Source organism: Streptomyces sp. NPDC005551 (assembly GCF_042871785.1).
Lineage (GTDB): Bacteria > Actinomycetota > Actinomycetes > Streptomycetales > Streptomycetaceae > Streptomyces.
Genome location: NZ_JBIAJE010000002.1, coordinates 375,195 through 392,539, shown reverse-complemented (window position 1 = coordinate 392,539; position 17,345 = coordinate 375,195). Strand labels below are relative to the sequence as shown.

At 72.4% G+C, this 17,345-nt stretch carries 14 protein-coding genes and 2 pseudogenes; 5 read left to right on the top strand and 11 right to left on the bottom strand.

Annotated features, from left to right (window positions below):
• Positions 1–44: 44 nt before the first annotated feature.
• The 4 genes from ACFYP4_RS05930 to ACFYP4_RS05915 are packed head-to-tail and all read right to left on the bottom strand — an operon-like array spanning position 45 to position 3,163.
• The gene (locus ACFYP4_RS05930) at positions 45–461 is read right to left on the bottom strand and encodes a transcriptional repressor (RefSeq protein WP_358851064.1); all 417 of its coding nucleotides are present in this window, start codon (positions 459–461) and stop codon (positions 45–47) included.
• 58 nt (positions 462–519) lie between these two features.
• Positions 520–1,422, bottom strand: a complete 903-nt coding sequence (locus ACFYP4_RS05925; RefSeq protein ID WP_358851065.1) for a metal ABC transporter permease — start codon at positions 1,420–1,422, stop codon at positions 520–522.
• Positions 1,422–2,189: a metal ABC transporter ATP-binding protein gene (locus tag ACFYP4_RS05920; RefSeq protein ID WP_358851066.1), complete on the bottom strand. Its 768-nt coding sequence runs from the start codon at positions 2,187–2,189 to the stop codon at positions 1,422–1,424. Before ACFYP4_RS05920 ends, ACFYP4_RS05925 begins: the two co-directional genes overlap by 1 nt.
• Positions 2,190–2,206: 17 nt before the next feature.
• Positions 2,207–3,163 carry a zinc ABC transporter substrate-binding protein gene (locus tag ACFYP4_RS05915; protein WP_358851067.1) on the bottom strand — a complete coding sequence of 319 codons (957 nt, stop codon included), beginning with the start codon at positions 3,161–3,163 and terminating at the stop codon, positions 2,207–2,209.
• 173 nt (positions 3,164–3,336) lie between these two features.
• Between ACFYP4_RS05915 and ACFYP4_RS05910 the strand changes: the two genes are divergently transcribed.
• Positions 3,337–4,719, top strand: a complete 1,383-nt coding sequence (locus tag ACFYP4_RS05910) for a glycine--tRNA ligase (protein WP_388783169.1) — start codon at positions 3,337–3,339, stop codon at positions 4,717–4,719.
• A 147-nt stretch (positions 4,720–4,866) separates the two neighbouring features.
• On the opposite strand, the gene ACFYP4_RS05905 is transcribed toward ACFYP4_RS05910, so the two are convergent.
• A complete protein-coding gene (locus tag ACFYP4_RS05905) occupies positions 4,867–5,919 on the bottom strand; it encodes a chitinase (RefSeq protein WP_388783167.1) in 1,053 nt (350 codons plus the stop codon).
• Between the two features lie 334 nt (positions 5,920–6,253).
• Here ACFYP4_RS05905 and ACFYP4_RS05900 point away from each other — a divergent pair, with 334 nt between their 5' ends.
• Positions 6,254–6,922, top strand: coding sequence for a neutral zinc metallopeptidase (locus ACFYP4_RS05900; RefSeq protein WP_388783165.1), 669 nt, complete (start codon positions 6,254–6,256; stop codon positions 6,920–6,922).
• A gap of 135 nt (positions 6,923–7,057) precedes the next feature.
• Here ACFYP4_RS05900 and ACFYP4_RS05895 read toward each other — a convergent pair whose 3' ends face one another.
• Positions 7,058–7,513: a VOC family protein gene (locus ACFYP4_RS05895; protein ID WP_388783162.1), complete on the bottom strand. Its 456-nt coding sequence runs from the start codon at positions 7,511–7,513 to the stop codon at positions 7,058–7,060.
• A 48-nt stretch (positions 7,514–7,561) separates the two neighbouring features.
• Here ACFYP4_RS05895 and ACFYP4_RS05890 point away from each other — a divergent pair, with 48 nt between their 5' ends.
• The gene (locus tag ACFYP4_RS05890; protein ID WP_388783831.1) at positions 7,562–8,152 is read left to right on the top strand and encodes a CGNR zinc finger domain-containing protein; all 591 of its coding nucleotides are present in this window, start codon (positions 7,562–7,564) and stop codon (positions 8,150–8,152) included.
• A 44-nt stretch (positions 8,153–8,196) separates the two neighbouring features.
• Here ACFYP4_RS05890 and ACFYP4_RS05885 read toward each other — a convergent pair.
• Together ACFYP4_RS05885 and ACFYP4_RS05880 are read right to left on the bottom strand one after the other, a co-directional pair.
• Positions 8,197–8,397: pseudogene (locus ACFYP4_RS05885) on the bottom strand (hypothetical protein); the annotation flags it as partial.
• A 104-nt stretch (positions 8,398–8,501) separates the two neighbouring features.
• Complete coding sequence (locus ACFYP4_RS05880) at positions 8,502–9,935, bottom strand: MFS transporter (protein ID WP_358851074.1); 1,434 nt, start codon at positions 9,933–9,935, stop codon at positions 8,502–8,504.
• A gap of 101 nt (positions 9,936–10,036) precedes the next feature.
• Here ACFYP4_RS05880 and ACFYP4_RS05875 point away from each other — a divergent pair.
• Positions 10,037–10,947: pseudogene (locus ACFYP4_RS05875) on the top strand (helix-turn-helix transcriptional regulator).
• A gap of 27 nt (positions 10,948–10,974) precedes the next feature.
• Here ACFYP4_RS05875 and ACFYP4_RS05870 read toward each other — a convergent pair.
• Entirely contained in the window at positions 10,975–12,435 is a 1,461-nt protein-coding gene (locus ACFYP4_RS05870) for an MFS transporter (RefSeq protein ID WP_358851076.1), read from the bottom strand.
• A 233-nt stretch (positions 12,436–12,668) separates the two neighbouring features.
• Here ACFYP4_RS05870 and dusB point away from each other — a divergent pair, with 233 nt between their 5' ends.
• Complete coding sequence (dusB, locus tag ACFYP4_RS05865) at positions 12,669–13,820, top strand: tRNA dihydrouridine synthase DusB (protein WP_388783158.1); 1,152 nt, start codon at positions 12,669–12,671, stop codon at positions 13,818–13,820.
• Between the two features lie 50 nt (positions 13,821–13,870).
• Here dusB and ACFYP4_RS05860 read toward each other — a convergent pair whose 3' ends face one another.
• Positions 13,871–15,808 carry a glycogen debranching N-terminal domain-containing protein gene (locus ACFYP4_RS05860; protein ID WP_388783155.1) on the bottom strand — a complete coding sequence of 646 codons (1,938 nt, stop codon included), beginning with the start codon at positions 15,806–15,808 and terminating at the stop codon, positions 13,871–13,873.
• Positions 15,805–17,319, bottom strand: a complete 1,515-nt coding sequence (locus tag ACFYP4_RS05855) for a hypothetical protein (protein ID WP_388783152.1) — start codon at positions 17,317–17,319, stop codon at positions 15,805–15,807. Before ACFYP4_RS05855 ends, ACFYP4_RS05860 begins: the two co-directional genes overlap by 4 nt.
• Positions 17,320–17,345: the final 26 nt, after the last annotated feature.

The following is a 17,345-nucleotide window of genomic DNA, read 5'->3' as shown; positions in this document are numbered from 1 at the left end:
GACCCCGCCCTCGTCGCTCCCCGGCCCGGGCGGGCCGGGAACTCTCAGCTCTCGGCCGCCGCGCACTCCGCGCAGGTGCCGAAGATCTCCACGGTGTGGGCCACGTTCACGTAGCCGTGCTCCGCGGCGATCGCCTCCGCCCACTTCTCCACCGCCGGGCCCTCGACCTCGACGGCTTTGCCGCAGACGCGGCAGACCAGGTGGTGGTGGTGCTCGCCGCTGGAGCAGCGGCGGTAGACGGACTCGCCGTCGGACGTGCGCAGGACGTCCACCTCGCCCGCGTCGGCGAGCGACTGGAGCGTGCGGTAGACGGTGGTCAGGCCCACCGAGTCGCCCTTGTGCTTGAGCATGTCGTGGAGATCCTGCGCACTGCGGAACTCGTCCACCTCGTCGAGCGCCGCCGCCACGGCGGCACGCTGCCGGGTGGAGCGGCCTTTCACGGACGGTCCAGCGGTCGTCACCGTTGCCTCCTCGCGTCTGCACCTGCCGGGCCATTGTGCCAGCCCGATCCGTCGCCGGTCAGACGCCGACGGTGCCTTCGGACCCCCGGGCGGCTGGAATCGTGCACTCCGCGGGGTCCCCGGCGGGGTGCGCGGCGGCCGCTGCCCGTGCGCGGCGGCGCGCCAGCGGGGCGGCCAGCAGGGTGAGCCCGAAGAAGACCGCGATGGCCAGCAGCACGATCGTCGCGCCGGGCGGCACGTCCTGGTAGTACGACGTGACGGTGCCGCCGATCATCACGCTCACCCCGATCGCCACGGCGATCGCGAAAGTGGCCGCGAAGCTGCGGGTCAGCTGCTGGGCGGCCGCCACCGGGACCACCATCAGCGCCGACACCAGCAGCAGCCCGACGACCCGCATCGCGACCGTGACCGTCACCGCGGCCGTGATCGCGACGAGCAGGTTGAGGGCCCGCACCGGCAGCCCGGTGACCCGCGCGAACTCCTCGTCCTGGCTGACCGCGAACAACTGGCGGCGCAGGCCGAGGGTGACGAGCATCACGAAGCCCGCCAGGATGCAGATGGCGGTCACGTCGGACTCGGACACCGTCGACAGGGAGCCGAAGAGGTACGACATGAGGTTGGTGTTCGAGCCGCCCGGCGCGAGGTTGATGAGCATCACGCCGCCCGCCATGCCGCCGTAGAAGAGCATCGCGAGGGCGATGTCGCCGCGGGTCCTGCCGTACCAGCGGATCAGCTCCATCAACACGGCGCCGAGGACGGAGACGAGCGTCGCCATCCACACGGGCGACCACGAGAGCACGAAGCCGAGGCCGACGCCGGTCATCGCGACGTGGCCGATGCCGTCGCCCATCAGGGCCTGGCGGCGCTGGACGAGGTAGATGCCCACGGCGGGCGCCGTGATGCCGACCAGGACGGCGGCGATCAGGGCCCGCTGCATGAAGGCGTAGTTCAGGATCTCCATCAGCTCAGCAGTCCCGTGCGAATCGGTTCGGTGCCCGCGGGGGCGTGCGGGTGTACGTGGTCGTGACCGGGCAGGGCGTGCTGGCCGAGCGCCCGCGGGGGCGGACCGTCGTGCGTCACACAGCCCTCGCGCAGGACGACGGCGCGGTCGATGAGGGGCTCCAGCGGTCCCAGCTCGTGCAGGACGAGGAGGACGGAGACGCCCTGGGCGACCTGCTCGCGCAGCGTCCGCGCGAGCACCTCCTGGCTGGCCAGGTCGACGCCGGCCATCGGCTCGTCCATGATCAGCAGCTCGGGTTCGGCGGCGAGCGCGCGGGCGATCAGCACGCGCTGGTGCTGGCCGCCGGACAGGGCGCCCGCGGAGTCCTTGGCCCGGTCGCCCATGCCGACCAGGTCCAGGGCGCGGCGGACGGCCTCGTGGTCGGCCTTGCGCAGCACGCCGAAGCGGGCGCGGGAGAGCCTGCCGGAGGAGACGATCTCGGTGACGGTGGCCGGGACGCCTCCGGCGGCCGTCGTGCGCTGCGGTACGTAGCCCACGCGCCGCCAGTCGCGGAACCGGGCCCGCGGGGTGCCGAACAGCTCGATCTCCCCGGCGGTGACGGGCACCTGCCCGATGACGGCGCGCACGGCGGTCGACTTGCCGGAGCCGTTGGCCCCGAGCAGCGCGACGACCTCGCCCCGGCCGACGGTGAGGTCGATGCCGCGCAGGACGGGGCGTGCGCCCAGTTCGGCGCGGACGCCGCGCAGGGATACGACGGGCTCGCCCATGTGGTCCTCCGGATCGGTCACTTGGCGCCCAGGGCGGCTTCGAGGGCCTTGAGGTTGGAGTGCATGACCTGCACGTAGTCCTCGCCCGCGGACTTGTCGGTGATGCCCTCGAGCGGGTCGAGGACGGCCGTCTTCAGTCCCGCGTCCCCTGCGAGCGTCCTGGCGGTCTTGTCGGACACCAGTGTCTCGTAGAAGACCGTGGTGACGCCGTCGGCCCTGGCCTCCTTCTGGAGTTCCCTGATCCGGGCCGGGCTCGGCTCGCTCTCCGGGTCGAGGCCGGTGATGGCCTCCTGGGTCAGGCCGTAGCGCTCGGCGAGGTAGCCGAAGGCGGCGTGGTTGGTGAAGAAGATCTTGCGCTCGGTGTTCTTCAGGCCCTTCGCGAAGGAGGCGTTCAGCTCGTCGAGCCTGCCGGTCAGCGTCTCGGCGTTCTTCTCGTAGTCCGCCGCGTGGTCCGGGTCGGCCTTCTCGAAGGCCGCCGCGACGCCCTTGGCGACCTCGGCGTACTTCACCGGGTCCAGCCAGACGTGCGGGTCGAGGGCGTGCTCCTCCTCCTCGGAGTGGGCTTCTTCGCCCTCGTGGGCGTGCTCGATGTCGCCGTGGTCCTCGAGCTTGGTCAGGCCGGCCGCGTCGATCTTGTTCTTGACGCCGGCCTGTGTGACGGCCTCGTCCACGGCGGGCTGGAGGCCCTTCAGATAGAGGACCGCGTCGGCCTCCTGGAGCCGCGCGGTCTGCTGGGCGCTGATCTCCAGGTCGTGCGGTTCCTGGCCCGGTTCGGTGAGCGTCGTCACATTCACGTGGTCGCCGCCGATCTGCTCGGCGAGGTATTGCATCGGGTAGAACGACGCGACGACGTCGAACTTGTCCGTGTTGCCCGCGGCGGTGCTGTCCGAGGAGCAGGCCGAGAGGGTGCCGAGACCGACCGTGGCGGCCGCCGCGAGGGCTATGCCGGATATGTGACGTCGTCGTACGTTCATGACAGTCATTTTCAACTAAAGTGGAAACCGTTGTCAACAAGCCCGGTGAGCGGCCCGGAGGCGGACCGATTTGGTTGTGGGGGAGCCCCCGCCGGTAATCTGAAGCATTCGCTCTGAAGCAATGCTCCGCAGCATCTCGCTTCGTCGCCCGTCGTCGTAATGAAGAGAGCACCGTGGCCGCCGACAAGATCGACTCCATCGTCAGCCTGAGCAAGCGCCGTGGCTTCGTATTCCCCTGCAGTGAGATCTACGGCGGCCAGAAGGCCGCCTGGGACTACGGGCCGCTGGGTGTCGAGCTCAAGGAGAACATCAAGCGCCAGTGGTGGCGTTACATGGTCACCTCCCGCGAGGACGTCGTCGGTCTCGACTCGTCGGTGATCCTGGCCACCGAGGTCTGGGTCGCCTCCGGTCACGTCGCCACGTTCAGCGACCCGCTCACCGAGTGCACCTCCTGTCACAAGCGCTACCGCGCCGACCACCTGGAGGAGGCCTACGAGGCGAAGCACAACCGCCTCCCGGAGAACGGCCTCGCGGACATCAACTGCCCCAACTGCGGCAACAAGGGCCAGTTCACCGAGCCCAAGCAGTTCTCGGGTCTGCTCTCCACGCACCTCGGCCCGACCCAGGACAGCGGCTCGGTCGCCTACCTGCGTCCCGAGACCGCGCAGGGCATCTTCACCAACTTCGCGCAGGTGCAGCAGACCTCGCGCCGCAAGCCGCCGTTCGGCATCGCCCAGATGGGCAAGTCCTTCCGCAACGAGATCACGCCCGGCAACTTCATCTTCCGCACCCGCGAGTTCGAGCAGATGGAGATGGAGTTCTTCGTCAAGCCGGGCGAGGACGAGAAGTGGCAGGAGTTCTGGATGCAGGAGCGCTGGAACTGGTACACGGGCCTCGGCATGCGCGAGGAGAACATGCGCTGGTACGACCACCCGGCCGAGAAGCTCTCGCACTACTCCAAGCGCACCGCCGACATCGAGTACCGCTTCCAGTTCGGCGGCAACGAGTGGGGTGAGCTGGAGGGCGTCGCGAACCGCACGGACTACGACCTGTCCGCGCACTCCAAGGCCTCCGGCCAGGACCTGTCGTACTTCGACCAGGAGGCCGGCGAGCGCTGGACTCCGTACGTCATCGAGCCCGCGGCCGGTGTCGGCCGCGCGATGCTGGCCTTCCTCCTCGACGCGTACGTCGAGGACGAGGCCCCCAACGCCAAGGGCAAGATGGAGAAGCGCACGGTGCTGCGGCTCGACCCGCGCCTGTCGCCGGTCAAGGTCGCGGTCCTGCCGCTGTCCCGCAACCCGGAGCTGTCCCCGAAGGCGAAGGGGCTGGCCACCGCCCTGCGCCAGCACTGGAACATCGACTTCGACGACGCGGGCGCCATCGGCCGCCGTTACCGCCGCCAGGACGAGATCGGTACGCCGTTCTGCGTGACGGTCGACTTCGACACCCTCGACGACAACGCCGTCACGGTGCGCGAGCGCGACTCGATGAAGCAGGAGCGGGTCTCCCTCGACCAGATCGAGAGCTACCTGGCGGCTCGCCTCATCGGCTGCTGACACCACCCGGCCCCGACGGCCCCCGGTCCCGCGCACGCGGGGCCGGGGGCTGCGTCGTGCCGGGGGCCACGGGGGGAGTGCCGGGCCGGCCGGGGCTGCGTCGGGCCGGGGGCCGCCGGGGCCGGGCGGCCGGGGGCCCGGGGAGGCTCAACGTCCCTGGAGGGCCTTCACGTTGTCGCCGAAGGTCCAGTTCCTGGCGCCGTCCCAGTTGACCGACCACGTCATCAGGCCCTTGAGGGCGGTGCCGTAGTGCCGCCAGGCCTGGGCGACGAGCGCCGGCGACATGTGGCCGCCGCCCGCGCCCGGCTGGGCCGGGAGTCCCGGGACCTGCTTGTCGTAGGGGACCCGGACGGTGGTGCCCTGGACGACGAGCCCCTTGTTCAGGCAGTCGGTCTGGGCGACGAAACCCTGGACGGTGCCGGCGGCGTAGGAGTCCCCGGAGCAGCCGTACATGCTGCCGTTGTAGTACTGCATGTTCAGCCACCACAGGCGGCCGTTGTCCGCGTACTTCTTGATGATCGGCAGGTAGGCGCCCCAGATCGAGCCGTACGCGACGCTGCCGCCGGTGACGTAGGCGGTCTCCGGTGCCATGGTCAGGCCGAAGCCGGCCGGCATCCGCGAGAGCACCCCGTCGATGATGCGGACCAGATTGGCCTGCGAGGCGGACAGTTGGCCGATGCTGCCGCTGCCGACCAGACCGGTCTCGATGTCGATGTCGATGCCGTCGAAGTTGTACTTCTGCAGGATCGGCACGACGGTCGCGACGAACCGGTCGGCGACCGCGCTCGAACTGAGGTCGATGCCGGCCGCGGCGCCCCCGATGGAGAGCAGGATGGTCTGCCCGTCGGCCTTGGCCCGGCACATCTCGGCCGGTGTGGCCACCTTCACCCCGGCGTCCATCCCGTCCTCCCACAGCACGGTGCCGTCGGAGCGGATGACGGGGAACGCCGCGTTGATCACGTTGTAGCCGTGGGCCGGGATGCGGGAGTCGGTGATCGGGGTCCAGCCGAAGGGCGGGTGGACGCCGTTGGCGGACCCGTCCCAGTTCTCCCAGTAGCCCTGGAGGACCTTGCCGGACGGTCTCGGCTTCAGGGCGCAGGTGTCGGCGGCGGCCGCGCCGGGCGCGACGGCGACCGAGAGGGGGACGAGGCAGGCCGTGGCCAGGGCGGCGGTGAGCAGGCGCAGCGTACGGCGGATCATGCGGGGCCTCCTGGGTGGGGGACGCGGAGGTGACACGGATGTCGCAGGCATGACAGTGCTGCGGTCCAGACCTTTCGTCAAGAGGTCTGGACCAAGTTGCCTGCGGGGCGCGGAGGTGGTCGGCGGGACCGGGCGCAGTCGTCATAGACGCGACAGACGCCGGCCCGAATCAAGCTCATGACCTGAGTTCAGTTGCCGCTGCACGGCATCAGTTCCTCTTGGGATGCGCCCTTCCCGTGGCGGGCGAAGAATAGTTGTCAGAGGCAGTCCGCCGCGCCCGTTGCACCGCCACACTTTGACTCGGGGTTCCGACTCTCATACCCCGGAGGCAGTCATGCGAAGGACGCTCTGGAAGCGCACTTGGACCGCACTCGCTGTCGCGCTGCTGACGTTGAGTGGTGGTTACGCGCACGGCGTTCCTGCGGCACCGAGCGACACGATGGAACAGGACATCGACGTGGCGGTGCAGGGTGTTGACGCGTTCTGGAAGCAGCACTGGTCCGAATACTTCACCGGAACCTACAGCTCACCAAGAGTCGTGGGCCTGTACGACGGCACCTCGCCGGACGCCCCCACGTGCGGCGGGCAGAAGTTGGATGCCGGCAACGCGTCCTACTGCGTTCCGGAGGACTACGTCGCGTGGGACGCCGGTCTCATGACCGAGGGTTATCAAACGGGGGATGTCTACGTCTACTTCATCGTCGCGCATGAATGGGGGCATGCAGTGCAGAGCCGTCTCGACGTCCGGCTGCAGGACGTTTCCAAGGAGTTGCAGGCGGACTGCCTCGGCGGAGCCGGACTCAAGGGTGCCGAGCGAGACGGAACAATCATTTTCGAGACCGGGGACGTCAAGGAGTTGGCCCAGGCGATCACCAGTCTTTCTGACGCGTTGCCTTGGACCAAGGTCGGGGACCACGGCAACGCCAGCCAGCGGATCAACGCATTCGACAGAGGTCTGAGTGAGGGTGTCGGGGGCTGCCTGCCACTGGCGGCTCCTCGTTGATGGTGTGCCGCCGTGCTTGCGGGAGAGCGAACCGGCCTCACCCGGCTGGGGTGGCAGGGCCGGGCCCGCCGCGCAGGTCTCCAGAACCGGGAACGCGGCGGGCGGATTGCACCCGAGGACTTCGGCCTCGCTCGTCTACGCCGCGCAGAACTCGTTGCCCTCCGGGTCACGCATGACCCACCAGTGGCCCGCCGGGCCCTTGTCCAGTTCGCGTACGCGGGTGGCGCCCAGGGTCTCCAGGCGGGCCACCAGCGCGTCCAGGCCGCCCGGGTCGCTGTGGACGTCGATGTGCAGGCGGTTCTTCGCGGTCTTGGGCTCGGGGACGTCCTGGAAGAGCAGACGGCGTCCGTGGCCGATCCCGCTGACCTCGTCGTACGGGTCCTCGGGGTGGCGGATCGCCGCGAAGCCGCGGAACACGCGGCGGCCGCCGTGCTCGGTGACGGCGTCCTCGGTGAGGTGGCCGGCGGCCAGCAGGCGGCCGATCAGGGGGCCGGGATCCTCCACCTCGTACCCCAGCGCCGCCGCCCAGAAGTCCGCGAGGGCGGGGGCGTCCTGTGTGTCGATGACGAGCTTCCAGTTCAGTGCGACCATGTAACCAGTTATATTGGTTACATTATCGCCAAGTCCACCACCCCGGGCCTGTTGCTCACAACTCCCGCGGGGACCAGCTTCCGTTTCGACCCGGGCGCGCTCTGCCTGGAGCTGCTGCCCACCGGCGGACCGGACGCCTTCGCCCGGTACGAGGTGCTGCACACCCCGGCCGACCTGCTCGACTGGGCCGCTCGGTCGCGGCTGACGCCGACGCCCGCCCTGGAGGTCACCGAGGAGGAACTCGCCGACGTGCGCCGCACCCGCGACGCACTGTGGCGCACGGCCATCGCCCGCACCCGGGGCGAGCCGCCCGCCCCCGGCGACCTCGGCCTGGTGAACGAAGCAGCCGCCCGGCCGCCCCTCGTCCCGGCCGTCGGGCCGGACGGCGCCCGCCGCTGGGCCGGCCCGGCGGACGGCCACCGCCTGCTCTCCACCGTCGCCCGCGACGCCGTCGACCTGCTCACCGGCCCCTGGGCGCACCGCATCCGCATGTGCGCCGCCGACGACTGCCACCTCGTCTACGTCGACACCTCGCGGCCGGGCCGCCGCCGCTGGTGCTCCATGGAGCGGTGCGGCAACCGCCACAAGGTGCGGACGTTGCGCGCACGCCGCGACACCGAGCCGCCCGCGCCGGACTGACCCGCGACCTCAACCCCCCGGCCCGGCTCCGCACGCCGTCGGCGCGCCGTGTTCTCCACCGCCGCTCCGTGTGCCTGCGTCGGATGCTCCTCGGCCTTCAGCCGGGGCAGGAACTGCGCCGCCTGCCGCCAGCCGCACGTGTCGCAGCTGATCGTGCGCTGCCCGCCGGCGCGCCGCACCCTGACGACGTGTTCGCGCCCGTGCCGGTCCCGGCCGCTCACCTCGCTCGTGCTGATCTGCGGCATGAACCCCTCCACCTGTCCCCGCTGTGCCCGCGCGGCAAGGAGTGTGCGGCAAGACCGACATCAACGGGGGTTCCGGAAAGGCGAGTTCGGTGTGCGGCGGCCCGCTAGCCGACCGTGCGCGGCAGGCGCAGGCTCAGCGCCGTCGTCAGGGCCACCCCGGCCAGCTGGACCAGGAGCGTGACGACCAGGGCGTCCCGCATCCCCGCGCCGGGCGCCAGGGTCAGGAAGAGGGAGCCGAGGGTCGCGACACCGAGGGCCAGCGCCGACTGCTGGGTGGTGATCATGACGCCGCTGCCGACACCCGCCCGTGACGCCGGGACCTCGGAGAGGACCACGCGGAACACGACGGGGAGCTGGAGCGCCTGTCCGGCGCCGGCCACCGCCGCACCCGGCAGCAGCTCCAGCACACCGAGGTGGGGCCACGACCCACGGACCGCGAGGATGATGAGCGCCACCCCGGCCGCCTGGAGCAGGCCGCCGGCCGTCACCACCCGTGTGCCGTACCGGGCCACGAGCCGGGGCCCGCACAGCGAGACGCCGAGGAACACCACCGCCATCGGGGCGAGGGCCAGTCCGGCGGACACCGGGCCGAGCCCCGCACCCCGCTGGAGCGCCACCGCGATCACGAACATGAAGCCGCTGAAACCGATCGAGAACGGCACGATCATGATCAGGCCCCGCCGCAGCGAGGTCAGGGCCAGCAGGCTGGGCGGCACGAGCGGGGTACGGCCCCGCCGGTCCGCCCGGCGTTCCACCAGGCAGAAGGCCAGCGCCGCGAAGGGGAACAGGATCAGCGACAGCCACGTCCACAGCGGCCAGCCCGCGGCCCGGCCCTCGGTCAGCGGCGCCAGTAGGGCCAGCAGGGAGACGGCGAGCAGGACGGTGCCGGGGACGTCCACCGGCTCGGGGTGGTGCGAGCGGGTCTCGGGGACGGTGCGGGCGGCCAGCACCAGGCCCACGACCACCACCGGCACGTTCACGAGGAACACCGAACGCCAGCCGGTGCCCGCGATGTCCGCCGCGACGAGGACGCCGCCGAGGATCTGCCCGGCCACCATGGAGAGCCCGGCCGTGGCGCCGTACAGGCCCATCGCCCTGGCGCGGCGGGCCCCCGCGGTCGCCGACTGAATGGTGGCGAGGACCTGCGGCAGCATCGCCGCAGACGCGGCACCCTGCGCGACGCGCGCCGCCACCAGCGTCCAGGCGGTCGGCGCGAGCCCGCAGGCCAGCGAGGTCACGCCGAACGCGGCCATGCCGCCGAGGAAGAGCCGGCGCCGCCCGAACAGGTCGCCGAGCCGCCCGCCGAGCACCAGCAGCACGGCGTACGCGACCCCGTACCCGGCCACCACGAGCTCCAGGACGGCCTCGCCCGCGCTCAGGTCCCGGCCGATCGTCGGCAGGGCCACATTGACGATGAAGAAGTCGACGAGGGGAAGCGCCGCGCCCAGCAGCACGGTGAAGAGGCCGAGACCGCCGAGGACGGGCAGGGCGGCGGAGGACGGGGCGGCAGCGCGGTCGAGAGTTCCGGTTCTGGTCACGCCCCTCAGCGTCGACCGGGTCCGAGACTGGTACCAGAGTGTCCTTGTCCTGGTACCAGAAGTACCTGGAAACAGGGTGCGGAGTGCGTCAGGCTGGGGCCATGACGACCATGGCACAGGACCCGACGAGCACGGCCGCCCGGGCCCGGGGCCGCGCGTCCGAGATCCGGCGGCACGAGCTGGCCGCCTTCCTGCGCCATCGCCGGGAGCACGTCACCCCCGAACAGGTCGGCCTGCCGCGAGGTCCCCGCCGGCGGACGCCGGGCCTGCGCCGGGAGGAGGTCGCGCAGCTCGCAGCCGTCGGTGTCACCTGGTACACGTGGCTCGAACAGGCCCGGGACATCAAGGTGTCCGTGCAGGTCCTCGACGCGCTCGCCCGCACGCTGCTGCTCGACCCCAGCGAGCGGACGCGCCTGTTCCAGCTCGCCGGGGCCGTCGATCCGGCGCCCGCGTCGGTCTCCCCGTCGGTCACGCCCGCCCTGCGCGGCGTCCTGGAACAACTGGAGCCGTAGAGCCGTACCCGGCCTGCGTCCAGAACAGCCGGTACGACATCCTGGCGTACAACCGGACGTACGGGCTGCTGCTGTGCGACCTCGACGCCGTGCCGCCCGAGGACCGCAACCTCATGCTCCTCTCCTTCACGCACGAGGAGTGGCGCGCGTCGATCGTGCACCTGGAGGAGGCCACCCGGCTGATGGCCGCCAAGTTCCGCGCGGCGATGGCGGGGCATCTCGCCGAGCCCGCCTGGAAGGCGCTGCTCACCCGGTTGCGGGCGGAGTCGGCGGACTTCCGCGCGGCCTGGGACCGGCACGAGGTGGTCGGCTCGCGCGGCAAGCGCAAGGAGTTCCGCAACGCCCACGTCGGCCGGGTCACGGTCGATCACACCGACCTGTGGCTGGGCCCGCAGACCGGCCCGCGCCTGGTGACGTACGTGCCCGCGGACGACGAGTCCCGCCGGCGCCTGCGGAGGCTGCGGGGGATCGCCGCGGAGCGGGCCGGGGCCGGAATCTGAGAGTGTGCGTGTCCCCGCCGGGGACCATCAGTGCCGGGCCCCGGCCTGTACGCCCCGCGGTTCCTCACCGGTCTCCGCCGTCCTCAGCCGCTCGGCGGTGCGCTCGGCCGTGCGGCCGGCCCACCGGCCGCTGGTCAGGGCTCCCAGCACCAGCACCAGGAAGCCGCAGCCGGCGATGATCCACCAGCCGGGACGGGCGGCGGACACGAAGACGTCCCGGTACGACGCGTTCCGCACGCCCGACGCCAGCACCGCCCCGATCACTGCGACCCCGAGGGTCTGGCCGATCTGACGGCTGGTCGAGGCGACGGCGGCGGCGACCCCGGCCTGCGCGCGGGGCATGCCGGAGACGGCGGTGTTGGTGATGGGGGCGTTGACGAAGCCGAAGCCCACGCCGAACAGGACGTAGCCGGCGACGAGCGTGACGTTCGAGGTCTCCGCCTCGAAGGCGGCGAACAGCACCCCGCTCGCGGTCATCGTCACCCCGGCGATCAGCAGGGACGGGCGGGGACCCCGGCTGCCCACCAGCCGCCCGGAGAGCGGCGCGGTGAGGAGGCACATGGCGGCCATGGGCAGCATCCACAGGCCCGCGTGCAGAGCGTCCAGACCGCGCACGTTCTGGAGGTAGAGCGTCGAGAGGAAGAGGAAGCCGCCGAGCGCCGAGAACGCGCTGACCGCCACCACCGTCGCCCCGCTGAACGGCGCCGAGCGGAAGAACCGCAGGTCGATGAGGGGTTCGGCGCGCCGGGGCTCGTACCACAGCAGGCCCGCGAGCGCGGCGGCGGCGAGGGTGCCGAAGGTGAGGGTCTTCGCGGCGCCGGAGTGGGGCGCCTCGATGATCGCGTAGGTCAGCGAGCCGAGCAGCACGATCACCAGGGCCTGGCCGAGCGGGTCGGCACGGCGCGCCCGGGGGGCACGGGACTCGGGTACGTACCGCAGGGTCAGCGCGAGCGCCGCGAGGCCGACCGGGAGGTTGACCCAGAAGATCGAGCGCCAGCCCACGGAGTCCACCAGCAGCCCGCCGATCACCGGCCCCGCGGCCAGCGCGATGCCGACGACACCGCCCCACACGCCGATCGCGCGGGCGCGCTCCCGCGGGTCCGTGAAGGTGTTGGTGATGATCGACATGGCGACGGGGTTCAGCATCGAGCCGCCGACCGCCTGGATCATCCGGAAGGCGACGAGCGAGCCGAGGTTCGGGGCGAGGGAGCACAGCAGCGAGCCGAGGGTGAACACCACCAGGCCCGCCATGAACACCCGGCGGCGGCCGATGCGGTCGGCGGTGGACCCCGCGAGCATCAGCAGCGAGGCGAGCACGAGCGTGTACGCGTCGATCGCCCACTGGAGGCCGGCCACGTCGGCGTGCAGTTCCCGCTGCATGGAGGGCAGCGCGACGTTCAGGGCCGTGTTGTCGAGGCTCACGATCAGCAGGCTCATGCAGCAGATCGCGAGCACCAGCACGCGGCGGCGGGGACTCGGCTCGGGCATCCCTGCACAGTACTCCCGCCTTTGGTAGTGCGTCTAACTAATGACCACTACATGGGATTCGCGGGGATGCGGGGAGGGAGCCGGCGCCGGTCGGTGTGCGGGCGGCTGTACCGGTCGGTGTGCGGGTCCGCGCGTCGGCTGGTGTGCCGGTCCGTGTACGGGTTCGTGCGTCGGCGTGCGTGCGCCGTTCCGCCCCCGTACGAGCACCCGCCCGCGTACGCGACAATGGGGGAATGTCCGCGCCCACCCTCGCCTCCGCGTCCCCGCTGTCGATCGGCCCCCACACGGTGCAGCCGCCCGTGGTCCTCGCGCCCATGGCCGGGATCACGAACGCTCCCTTCCGCACGCTCTGCCGGGAGTTCTCCGGCGGCAAGGGCCTGTTCGTCAGCGAGATGATCACCACGCGGGCGCTGGTCGAGCGCAACGAGAAGACCATGCAGCTGATCCACTTCGACGCGAGCGAGCAGCCGCGCTCGATCCAGCTGTACGGCGTCGACCCGGCGACCGTCGGCAAGGCCGTCCGCATGATCGCGGAGGAGGACCTCGCCGACCACATCGACCTGAACTTCGGCTGCCCGGTGCCCAAGGTGACCCGCAAGGGCGGCGGCTCGGCGCTCCCGTTCAAGCGGAACCTGCTGCGCGCGATCCTGCGCGAGGCCGTCGCCGGCGCCGGCGACCTGCCGGTGACGATGAAGATGCGCAAGGGCATCGACAACGACCACATCACATATCTCGACGCGGGACGCATCGCGGTCGAGGAGGGCGTGACGGCCATCGCCCTGCACGGCAGGACCGCCGCGCAGCACTACGGCGGCACGGCGGACTGGGACGCCATCGCCCGCCTCAAGGAGCACGTGCCGGAGATCCCGGTCCTCGGCAACGGCGACATCTGGTCGGCCGCGGACGCGGTGCGGATGGTGCGGGAGACCGGGTGCGACGGGGTCGTCGTCGGCCGCGGCTGCCTCGGCCGGCCGTGGCTCTTCGGCGACCTCGTCGCCGCCTTCGAGGGGCGCGCGGAGTGCGCGAGCCCGACCCTGCGCGAGGTCGCCTCGGTCATGGTCCGGCACGCCGCGCTCCTCGGGGAGTGGATCGGCGACGAGGCCCGCGGGGTCGTCGACTTCCGCAAGCACGTGGCCTGGTACCTGAAGGGCTTCGCGGTCGGCTCGGAGATGCGCAAGCGCCTCGCGATCACCTCGTCCCTGGCCGAACTGCGCGCCGGACTGGACGAGCTGGACCTCGACCAGCCGTGGCCCGCGGGCGCCGACGGCCCGCGCGGCCGGACCTCGGGCAACAACCGGGTCGTCCTGCCGGACGGCTGGCTCAAGGACCCGTACGACTGCGCGGGCCTCTCCGAGGACGCGGAACTCGACACGTCCGGCGGCTGAGCCCGCCGTCCCCGAAGCCGCCGGGTCCCCGGCCGCACCACCCCGGTCCCTCAGGCGCCGCCCACCGCCGTGAGCAGCGCCAGCGGTGCCGCGGCCGAGCGGGATTCACGGACGCAGGCGTAGGGGCAGGGGACCGGCTCCGGGTGGGTGTCGCGGCCGTAGCCCGCGATGACCTCCGGGAGCCGGTGGCCGGCGGCCGTGGCCGCGTCGACCAGGGCGTGGGCGACGGTACGGGCCTCGTCGTGCAGGCCGTAGCGGGCGAGACCCAGACAGATCAGGGCGTTGTCGTGGGGCCAGACCGACCCCCGGTGGTACGAGAGCGGGTGGTACGCCGACTGGCCCGCGGCGAGCGTGCGCACACCCCAGCCGGAGAAGAAGTCCGGTGCCAGCAGACGGCGGCCCACCAGCTCGCCGTACTCCTTGTCCAGCAGCCCCGACCAGAGGAGATGCCCCGCGTCGGAGGCGAGCGCGTCGACGCGCCGGCCCTCGCCGTCCAGGGCCAGCGCGGGGAAGGAGTGCTCCGGCATCCAGAAGTCCCGCTGGAAGCGGTCCCGCAGGTCGCCCGCCGCCTGCTCCAGCAGGGCCGCGTACACCTCGTCGTCCCACACCGTCCGCGCCAGCTGCGCGGTCCGGCGCAGCGCGTCGTACGCGTACCCCTGCGCGGCGGCCGACATCACCGGGCCGGTGGCCCGGCCGCCCTCGGCCGAGCAGATGGCACCCGGGGAGTCCTTCCAGTTCTGGTCGGCGAGACCGCCCTTGTCCGCACGGTGGACGAGGTAGCCGCGGGAGGTCAGCCCCCCGTGGTCCAGCATCCAGCCGACGGCCGCCCGTGCGTGGGGCTCCAGCCGGCGGGCCGGCGCGACGTCACCGGTCCGCTCCACATAGGCGCCGAGCAGGACGAGGAACAGCGGGGTCGCGTCCACTGAGCCGTAGTAGCGGCCGTACGGCACCTGGCCGAAGTGCGCCAGCTCCCCGTGCCGCACCTCGTGCACGATCTTGCCGGGCTGGGCGGCCGGTCCCGTGCCCGTGCCGGCCGCCTGCGTCGCGGCGAGCGCCGGCAGCGTGGCAGCGGCCAGCCCCGGCCGGTAGGGCAGGGCGAAGAGCGAGGTGAGCAGGGCGTCGCGGCCCAGCAGGGTGAGGGACCAGGGCACTCCGCCCGCCGGGACGTGCAGCTCCTCGCCGTCCGGGCCCCGGGCCGGTACCTGGAGCACCGCGAGGTCGGACAGGCCCCGCGCGCAGGCGGCGGCCAGCTCCGGCCAGCCCGTCGGGAAGTCGACACCCTCCGCGAACGCGTCCTCCAGGGCGAGCAGTTGCCCGGTTGCGGCGGTGGGGGAGGGCGGCGCGTCCGCCGTCGGGACCGTGCCGTGCGGGCGGGCCGCGACCCGCAGCGCCAGCTCCGCCGAAGCGTGCGGGGCGAGATCCAGGGACCAGACCAGGCGCCGGGCGCCGGTGCCGGTCTCCTCCACGCCGTCCGGCGCCGGCTCGGACGTGACGGTCGTACAGGACCGCCACTCGCCGCGCCGGTAGCCGAACTCCACCCCGTCGTCGAGGACGTCACGGGTGCGGACGGCGCCGGTCTTGGCGTACGTACGGTGGTCGGAGCGCAGTTCGAACTGGTCCGCGAAGTCGGCGTCCGCGGTGACGGCGACGCGGACCGTCAGGGGCGTCGGACGGTTGCTGGTCACCCGTACCGCCTCCACGAACGCCCCTTCGGTTACGGCCTGTTCACGGAAGAGCGTGTACGCGGGCGGTTCCTGGCGGTTGCCCCGCGGCACGAGCACGCAGCGCGCCGTGTCCCCGTCCGCGACCGGCGTCAGCGCCTCGGGAACGGCGCCGTCGACGGTCAGCTGCCAGCGGCTCAGATGCCGTGCGTCGCGCACGAACAGGCCGTCCGGCGATCCGCCGCCCCGTACCCCGCTGATGTCCCCGCCGTCGCCCACGGCGGCGAACGTGCCGCCCCGCACGAGCAGATGATGCCGGTCCGTCATCCCCGGTCCCCTCCCTCTTCCTCGTCCTCGTCCCCGATGCCGAACGTGCCGGTCCCCGTGCGGAACACGCCGCGCGCGGCCTGTCCGGGGGACTCGTGAAGCAGGTCGAGGGTGAGCGCGGCCGTCCAGCCGAAGCCGGACGCCCCGCAGCCGTCCCCGGTGTACGGGTCCACGTACTCGGCGAACCCCGTCGCGCCGGCCAGGTCGAGCAGTGCGGCCCGCAGCGCGTCGGCCCGGCCGTGCTCCCCGTGCAGCCGGAGCCCCCGCTCCAGCAGCCAGTTGGTGTTGAACCACGCGGGGCCGCGCCAGTACCGGCGCGGATCGAACGCCTCGCCGGTGAGGTCGTAACTCGGCACGAGCCGGGTGGCGGTGCCGAGTCCGAAGCGGGGGCCGGACACGGTGCCGACGAGTGCGGCGGCGACCTCGCGGGGGAGCGTGGGCAGCATCAGCGGTACGAGGCCGGCGACCCCGCGCTCGGGGATCGGCTCCCCGTGCACGTCCCGGCAGAGGAACATGCCCTCCGCCGGGTCCCACAGCCGGGCGACCAGCGCCGCGGTGAGGCGCTCCGCCCGGCTTCGACGGGCGGTCCCCGTCGCGCCGAGTTCGTGCGCGATGCGGGCCAGGGCGTGCTCGGAGGCGATCAGCAGGGCGTTGAAGGCGGGGTCCTCGACGGCGAACCGACCGGGCCCGTCCGCGTATCCGCGGTCCCGGTAGTCGGCGGCGAGGCGCACGTACCGCCCGTAGTCCAGATCCGTCGGCCGGTCCTCGGCGGTGCCGTGGTCGAGGTCGGCCCGCCGGAAGGACCGGGGCGGCGCCGGGGTGATCCGGCTCAGCGGCCCGTCCCAGCAGGGGCTGTTGTCCATGCCCTGCTCCCAGGGGTGGACGACCGACGCGAGGCCGCCGCCGCCCAGGTCGCGGCGGTGCAGCAGATAGCGGTGCCAGGCGGCGAGGCGCGGGTAGGCCCGGGACAGGAAGCCGCGGGCGCGTGACAGGCCGGGGTCGGCGCGGTGCACCAGCCAGGCCGCCAGGGCGTGCACCGGTGGCTGGACGATGCCCGAGGTCTGTACGGTGCGCGGGGCGCCGGCGGCGCGCCCCGCACTGGTGGAGCGCCAGAAGTCCGGGCTGGGGAAGTACGCGTCGAGGGGGACGGAGGGGTTGAAGACGATGTGCGGGATCCGTCCGTCCGCCCACTGGGCGCCGAGCAGCGTCTCCAGCTCGGTCTGCGCGCGTAAGGGGGACAGATGACGCAGGCCGATCGCGATGAACGCGGAGTCCCAGGACCACTGGTGCGGGTACAGGTCCCGCGAGGGCACCGTCGACGTCCCCGTCCAGTTGCCGTTCAGCACGCGCGCGGCGCTCCTGTGCAGCGCACCGGAGGTCCCGTCCGGTGCGTACACCACCGTCCCGGCGGCGGTGTTCCGGCCCGGACCGGCCGCGGGCGGCGGGCCCGAGGCGCGTACGGCGGAGGCGACTTGTGTGCGACGGGCGGCGATGGGGGCTGTGCGGTCCACTCAGGTCTCCCCGAAGGCGTCCGGTC

Bases quoted from the DNA above. Each gene is read 5' to 3' on its own strand.
- ACFYP4_RS05905 (WP_388783167.1), bottom strand. From the start codon at position 5,919: ATGATCCGCCGTACGCTGCGCCTGCTCACCGCCGCCCTGGCCACGGCC.
- dusB (WP_388783158.1), top strand. From the start codon at position 12,669: ATGTCCGCGCCCACCCTCGCCTCCGCGTCCCCGCTGTCGATCGGCCCC.
- ACFYP4_RS05925 (WP_358851065.1), bottom strand. From the start codon at position 1,422: ATGGAGATCCTGAACTACGCCTTCATGCAGCGGGCCCTGATCGCCGCC.
- ACFYP4_RS05895 (WP_388783162.1), bottom strand. From the start codon at position 7,513: ATGGTCGCACTGAACTGGAAGCTCGTCATCGACACACAGGACGCCCCC.
- ACFYP4_RS05860 (WP_388783155.1), bottom strand. From the start codon at position 15,808: ATGACGGACCGGCATCATCTGCTCGTGCGGGGCGGCACGTTCGCCGCC.
- ACFYP4_RS05900 (WP_388783165.1), top strand. From the start codon at position 6,254: ATGCGAAGGACGCTCTGGAAGCGCACTTGGACCGCACTCGCTGTCGCG.
- ACFYP4_RS05915 (WP_358851067.1), bottom strand. From the start codon at position 3,163: ATGAACGTACGACGACGTCACATATCCGGCATAGCCCTCGCGGCGGCC.
- ACFYP4_RS05920 (WP_358851066.1), bottom strand. From the start codon at position 2,189: ATGGGCGAGCCCGTCGTATCCCTGCGCGGCGTCCGCGCCGAACTGGGC.
- ACFYP4_RS05870 (WP_358851076.1), bottom strand. From the start codon at position 12,435: ATGCCCGAGCCGAGTCCCCGCCGCCGCGTGCTGGTGCTCGCGATCTGC.